Here is a 7,740-nt window from a genome sequence, read left to right as displayed (position 1 = left end):
TTCATTAATTGTAATACTTCAGGCTTAAACGCTTATGCCATTCCTTTGGATAAAAATAAAGCGGAACACCTTTATAGACGTCTTGGTTTTAGTGCTTCTGTCGATACCATAAACGCAGCTGTTGGACAAACCGCGACAGCTTTAGTAGACAATTTAATCAATGAAGCTATCAATTCAAACCCAATTCCTGCTCCTACATGGGCAGATTGGAATAATAGCAATTATCCGGAAGATGATGACGCCAGAAACGCCTTAAAAAACTCTCAGCAAGAAGAACTTGGTCTTGCGTATACAAGATCACTTATAGAAAACAATCTAGCGGATAGAATGAGCTTCTTTTGGAGTAATCATCTCGTTACTCAATTAAGTGTATACAATTGTAATAGTTTTTTATACCATTATGTTAATTGTCTACAGCGAAATGCACTGGGGAATTTTAAAACCTTTATCAGTGAAATGGGCTTAACAAGTGCCATGCTTTATTATTTAGATGGCGTGTATAACAATGGGAATAATCCAAATGAAAACTACGGTAGAGAATTATACGAACTATTCACTTTAGGAGAAGGCAATAACTACACAGAGCAAGATATTATTGAAACAGCAAGGGCATTAACAGGCTATGTTGAGCGTGGTGAGCTAGGTTGTGAAGCTGTTACATTTGACTTAGAAAAACACGATGCAGGATCTAAGACAATCCTTGGACAAACTGGTAATTGGGGTTACGACGATGTAATTGATATTTTATTTGAACAACGACCAAATGAAATTGGTTGGTTTATCTGTAAAAAATTATATGAGTTTTTCGTACATCCAGATTCACAAGATGATGCCGGAAATGCAGAAACCATAATTCAAGGCTTGTCAGCCACCTTTATAGCAAACAACTTTGAAATAGCTCCTGTGCTTGCGCAACTTTTTAAAAGTGAACACTTTTTTGATGACGACGCCATTGGAGTGATTATAAAGAGTCCATACGATATGTACTTAAACTTCATAAATGAAACTAATTTCGCTTATGATGATGGCACTTTAAATAGCTTAATGAGTGCATCAACCTTATTAAGTCAGGAATTATTTGATCCTTTTGATGTAGCTGGTTGGCAACGTAATCGTTCATGGATTAACACCAATTTCATGATTGGTCGTTGGCTAACTTTTGAGATGTTTATTCAAAATTTTTGGCAAAGCAACCAGGAGCAATTTAGAACTTTTGGTATTGCTGCAGCAGGTCCAAATGGCGCAACTACAAACGATCCAGATGAAGTAGCGCGTGCCATTATTGATAAAATTACCCCAAAAGGGCTTCTAACTGAAACCCCAGATTACAGTGCAGCGTTTGATGTATTTAGAGAACCTTATGAAAGCGATATGGTTTATCAAAATGGATCATGGAGTATGATGCTACAGAATGCAGATTCACAAGTATACCTCCTTCTACTACATTTAATTAGACAACCTGAATTCCAATTAAAATAAACCTACAATTATGTGCGATACCCACGATAATACACCATATAAAGGTCTTCAACACGAAGGTCATGATTTAGAACACAAAACTTGGAGCAGACGTTCATTCTTACAGGCATTAGGAATTGCAGGTTCTGGCTCTATGATGCTCGGCAGCAATATGCTAACCGCATCTGCACCATCACCGCTTACGCAAGCTATTGCACAGGCTGAAACTGACAAAATTTTAATTCTTATTCGTCTTTCGGGTGGTAATGATGGGTTAAGTACTGTTCTACCAATTGAACAATATGATGCTTATGCTAATGCTAGACCCAACATTTATATTCCAGAAAGTAAAATCCTGAAATTAACTGATGAATTTGGTGTACCTACTTATATGAAATCTTTGGAACCAATGTGGGGCGAAGGTCAATTTAAGGCAGTACATGGCGTTGGATATGAAAGTCAAAGTCTTTCACACTTTACAGGTTCCGATATTTTTGCAAATACAGACTTAACCTCTACCGGATTCTCCGGTTTAAACACAGGTTGGATGGGGAGACATTTTGAAAATATTTACCCAGATTATTTAATGAACCCTCCAGTTGCTCCAGCAGCAGTTCAGATAGGAAATTTTGGAAGTTTAGTTTTCCAAGGTGAAGAAACAAACTATGCATTTGTTGCTTCAAACATTGATCAATTGGAAGAAATTGCGGAGACAGGTTTGCAATATAATCTAGACCCGAGTCTTTTTGATGATTGTATGTATGGCGACCAATTGGAATTCTTAAGAGGTGTTGCAAACGTAACCTATGAATATTCAGGTACCATTCACGAAGCATATGAACGAGGTCAGAATCAAGTGGAATACCAAGACAACTATTTCGCTCGCCAATTAGCGTTATTAGCTCGTTTAATAAAAGGTAATCTTGGAACAAAAGTATATATGATTACTTTGGGAGGATTTGATACACATGGCAATCAGCCATTAGCTCACGAAAGATTAATGTCTTACCTATCGATAGCTATTGACAATTTTTATGACGATTTAGCCTTTACACAACAAGATGACAAAGTTTTAAGTATGACTTTCTCAGAATTTGGTAGACGTATTTTCGAAAATGGGTCCAATGGTACTGACCATGGTAAAGCAGCACCTACCTTATTTTTTGGATCTGGACTTAACGGAAGTGCATTTGTCGGAGAACATCCTACTTTGGATGATCCCGATGGGCGTGGAAATCTAGAATACACTATGGACTTTAGAGACCTATATGCAACAGTAATGGCAGAATGGTTATGTATTCCTGTTCCATTGGTTGAGGAACATTTATTAGACCATCCATACGCTCCTGTAAACTTAGGCTTTAACTGTAGTGGAGTCGATTTTCCTGAAATTGCTTATAGCGATGGTGAGCCAACGATACCTACAGCAGAAAGTGAAAATGGTGAACCAGAAAATCCTACTCCTTACGATCCAAGTTTATTAGAAACTATAGTTCATAAACCATTTTACCCTACAAATAATGCACCGCATATTTACCTAGAGATGCCATTTAGCGCTCATGTAGATATACAATTGTATAATATTCTAGGACAGAATATGGGAACTGTATTTAATGAAATGATGTTTGAAGGTTCAAGAGAAATTAACATCAGAGAAAATATGGCCGAGCAATTAGCTAGTGGAAAATATATTTACAGAATTAATGTACAAAACCATAAAATGAGTAAATCTGTTATGGTAGCCTAGCTTTTCGTCCCCACAACGCGCATAGCCTTCAGCAACTTTCTAAAAGTTTCATGGAGGCTTTGCTATTTAAAAGGTATTTATTTTTCTGAAAACTATAATCTAAAACTTCACTTTATAGATATTCATAGAAATCCAACTATTTACCTGAAGTCTTGCAACGTTAAAAAACTTATTTTTGCAGGCTAATTGAATTATGATGTCTGAATTTTCTAGGTACACAATTACGGCCGCCTTACCCTACACTAATGGCCCTATACATATTGGTCATTTAGCTGGTGTTTACGTGCCCGCCGATATTTATGCTCGCTATTTAAGGTTAACTGGTAAAGACGTACTTTTTGTTTGCGGCAGTGATGAACATGGCGCAGCCATACCAATGAAAGCTAAAAAAGAAGGTGTTTCTCCTCAAGAAATTATCGATAAGTATCACGGCATTATTAAAAATTCTTTTAATGAATTCGGAATAACTTTCGACAACTATTCAAGAACATCATTACCTATTCACCATAAAACTGCTTCTGATTTTTTTCAAAAGCTTTATGACCAAGGGGATTTTATTGAAGAAACCACAGCGCAACTTTACGATGAAGAAGCGCAACAATTTTTGGCCGATAGATTTGTAGTAGGAACTTGCCCAAAATGCGGCCATGAAGAAGCCTACGGTGATCAATGTGAAAATTGTGGATCATCGCTCAACGCAACAGACTTAATAAATCCGAAATCGACCATTACCGGTACTGTACCCACAACTAAAGAAACAAAACACTGGTTTCTCCCTTTAAATCGATACGAAGATTTTCTAAAAAAATGGATATTAGAAGGTCATAAAAATGACTGGAAACCAAATGTATATGGCCAATGTAAAAGCTGGATTGATGGCGGCTTAGAACCAAGAGCAGTAACTAGAGATTTAGATTGGGGAATTCCAGTACCTATTGCAGGGGGTGAAGGCAAAGTTTTATACGTTTGGTTTGATGCACCTATAGGTTATATTTCCTCCTCAAAAGAATGGGCCGAACGCGAAGGTAAAGATTGGGAACCTTACTGGAAATCAGAAGATTCAAAACTTGTACATTTTATAGGTAAGGATAATATTGTTTTCCACTGTATTATCTTCCCTGCCATCCTTAAAGCCCATGGTGATTATATCTTACCAGAAAATGTTCCCGCAAACGAATTTTTAAACCTTGAAGGAAACAAGCTGTCGACTTCAAAAAATTGGGCGGTTTGGCTTCATGAGTATTTGGTAGATTTTCCAGATATGCAAGATGTTTTACGCTACACATTAACTGCAAATGCTCCTGAATCTAAAGACAACGATTTTACTTGGAAAGATTTTCAAACAAGAAACAACAGTGAACTAGTTGCTATTTTTGGCAACTTTATTAATCGTGTTGTGGTCTTGACCAACAAATACTATGAAGGACAAGTACCAAGCTCAGGGAATTTGTCAAATATTGATACTGAAACATTAGAGCAACTTCGGAAATACCCTAATATTATTTCAACCTCTTTAGAGCGGTACCGATTTAGAGAAGCTAGCCAAGAGTTAATGAATCTTGCTCGTTTAGGTAATAAATATCTAGCTGACGAAGAACCTTGGAAAGTTATTAAAGAAGATGAAGATCGAACAAAAACAATTATGTTCGTAGCGCTGCAAATCGCAACCGCACTATCAGTGTTAAGCGAACCGTTTTTACCGTTTACCTCCAGGAAATTGAAAAACATCCTTAACATCTCTCCAAGTACAGTTGAGGGGTCGCTTACCTGGACGGATATTACTACAAACGATATATTACTTCCATCAAATCATCAAATTAATAAAGGGGAATTACTTTTTAGAAAAATTGAAGACAAAGAAATTCAAGCCCAATTAGATAAATTAGAGGCTACCAAAAAGGCCAATGAAAACGCAAACAAAGAACTTATGGCTCAAAAAGACACTATTACTTTCGATGATTTTACAAAACTAGATATGCGCGTTGGAACAATAGTTGAAGCCGAAAAAATGGCAAAAGCCAAAAAATTACTTGTCTTAAAAGTTGACACAGGTCTCGATACCCGCACCATTGTTTCAGGTATAGCGGAGAGCTTTACTCCAGAAGAAATTGTTGGTAAAAAAGTTACTGTTTTAATCAACCTTGCCCCACGAGCATTACGTGGTGTAGAAAGCGAAGGCATGATTTTAATGACTGAAAACGCAGAAGGAAAATTGATTTTCGTTAACCCTGATGAAGATGGCGTTAGTAACGGTGAAGGAATAAGTTAGCAAATTCCAATAGAATTTTATGAACCTCATCTCCTACGTCGCTAAACACACCCTACTCCCCGAAAAAGGCATTAAAAACACAGTCGATTTATTAAACCAAGACTGTACCCTACCTTTTATATCTCGCTATAGAAAAGAAGCAACAGAAGGATTGGATGAAGTACAAATTGGAGCAATTGTTCAATTTAAAACGCTATTTGAAGCCCTCGAGAAAAGAAAAGTAGCTGTCTTGAAAGCCATTGAAGAACAAGATGCATTAACCGATGAACTTCGTTTAAAAATTAAGGCAACAGAAGATTTAATTACACTTGAAGATCTTTACCTCCCCTTCAAGAAAAAACGAAAAACTAAAGCCGAAACCGCACGCAAAAACGGATTAGAACCGTTAGCCAAAATCATAATGGCGAAAAATTATGCAGAGATTGATTTTGTTGCCCCTCAGTATTTAAATGAGCATGTAAAAAATGAAGACGAAGCACTAGAAGGAGCGAGACACATTATAGCTGAATGGCTGAACGAACGTATTTCTATTCGAAATCAAATTCGAAATCAACTGGAACGGACTGCTATGCTTACTACTAAAGTAATCAGCACAAAAAAAGACGATGAGAAAGCGCAAAAATTTAGAGATTATTTCGATTGGAGCGAAGCTTTAAAACGTTGCCCTTCACATCGATTATTAGCTATTTTACGAGCTGAAAATGAAGGTTTTATTCGCGTGAAGATTGAGATTGACGATGCGTATATTTTATCTAAAATAGCAGACCGTATTATTAAATCTAATAATTCTTGTACATCTCATGTACAATTAGCGCTGGAAGATGCCTACAAACGCTTACTTATCCCCTCACTATCTAATGAAACACTAAAATTAGCAAAAGAAAAAGCTGACGACGAAGCCATTTCAGTGTTTTCAAAAAATCTAAAACAACTACTTTTGGGCGCACCATTAGGTGAAAAGAGAATTTTAGCAATAGACCCTGGCTTTAGAACAGGCTGTAAAGTTGTTTGCCTAAGTGCGCAAGGTGAGTTAAGACATAACGAAACTATTTATCCGCATGCGCCACAGAACAAAGGCACTGAAGCCATGAAGAAAATAAGCTCTTTGTGTGATGCTTATAAAATTGAAGCAATAGCCATTGGTAATGGCACTGCTTCAAGAGAAACGGAACACTTAGTAAAACGTATTCATTTTAAGAATCCCCCAGAGGTTTTTGTAGTAAGCGAAGCTGGAGCTTCTATCTATTCAGCCTCTAAAATAGCTCGTGACGAATTTCCGAACTATGATGTTACGGTTCGTGGCTCGGTTTCCATTGGAAGACGATTGGCAGACCCTTTGGCAGAGTTAGTAAAAATAGACGCCAAATCAATTGGTGTAGGTCAATACCAACACGATGTTGACCAAAGTAAATTACAAACTTCGTTGGATGGTGTTGTAGAAAGTTGTGTAAATTCAGTGGGAGTGAATATCAACACTGCGAGTGTTCCTTTACTAAGTTATGTTTCGGGCATAGGCCCAAAACTAGCAGAAAATATTGTTGCGTATCGAAATGAAAATGGCGCATTCACTGATAGAGCTACTATAAAAAAAGTTCCTCGATTAGGAGGTAAAGCTTTTGAACAAGGGGCTGGTTTTCTCCGGATAAAAGATGGAAAAAATCCGTTGGACGATTCTTCGGTACACCCAGAAAGTTATAGTGTTGTAAAACAAATGGCCAAAGACAAAGGAGTAGCCATTTCTGATTTAATTGGTAACAAAAGTCAGCTCGAAAAAATCGACTTAAAAAAGTATTGTACAGACACTGTTGGCCTACCTACCCTACAAGACATTATTGACGAACTCGAAAAACCTGGTCTCGACCGTCGTGAAAAAGCCAAAGTTTTTACCTTTGACCAAAATGTGCGCAGCATCTCCGATTTAAGAGATGGACAATTACTACCGGGAATCGTCAATAACATTACCAATTTTGGATGCTTTGTTAATATCGGCATTAAAGAAAGTGGACTCATACATGTTTCAAACCTTTCGGATAGTTTTGTAAAAGATGTAAACGAGCATGTACATCTCAATCAGCAAATAATTGTAAAAGTATTGTCGATTGATATTCCTAGAAAACGTATTCAGTTGGCATTGCATAAAAGTAATTGACAACAAGTGATCACATGTGGTCTAATCCGCAACACCTATCTGTATGTTTACTATAAAACGACAAATAAAAAGCCCTCGAGAGAGGGCTTTTTTCGCAACTTTTCATTTGTTAAAACT

Annotated in this window: 4 protein-coding genes; all 4 read left to right on the top strand. The window is 37.1% G+C overall.

The annotated features are described in order from the left end of the window. The coding region (locus tag ABJF52_RS05715) for a DUF1800 domain-containing protein (RefSeq protein WP_348147584.1) at positions 1 to 1,479 on the top strand (1,479 nt) is incomplete at its 5' end. Between the two features lie 10 nt (positions 1,480 to 1,489). Then, positions 1,490 to 3,205, top strand: coding sequence for a DUF1501 domain-containing protein (locus ABJF52_RS05710; RefSeq protein WP_348147581.1), 1,716 nt, complete (start codon positions 1,490 to 1,492; stop codon positions 3,203 to 3,205). Between the two features lie 196 nt (positions 3,206 to 3,401). After that, the gene (gene metG, locus ABJF52_RS05705) at positions 3,402 to 5,474 is read left to right on the top strand and encodes a methionine--tRNA ligase (protein WP_348147578.1); all 2,073 of its coding nucleotides are present in this window, start codon (positions 3,402 to 3,404) and stop codon (positions 5,472 to 5,474) included. 19 nt (positions 5,475 to 5,493) lie between these two features. After that, the gene (locus tag ABJF52_RS05700; protein ID WP_348147575.1) at positions 5,494 to 7,623 is read left to right on the top strand and encodes a Tex family protein; all 2,130 of its coding nucleotides are present in this window, start codon (positions 5,494 to 5,496) and stop codon (positions 7,621 to 7,623) included. The last annotated feature ends 117 nt before the right edge of the window (positions 7,624 to 7,740 follow it).

The sequence above is a fragment of the Aurantibacter sp. genome, from assembly GCF_039941195.1.
Taxonomy (GTDB): Bacteria; Bacteroidota; Bacteroidia; order Flavobacteriales; family Flavobacteriaceae; genus Aurantibacter_A.
Note: the sequence above shows the minus strand (reverse complement) of the source record. Positions and strands in the feature narration are given on the sequence as shown.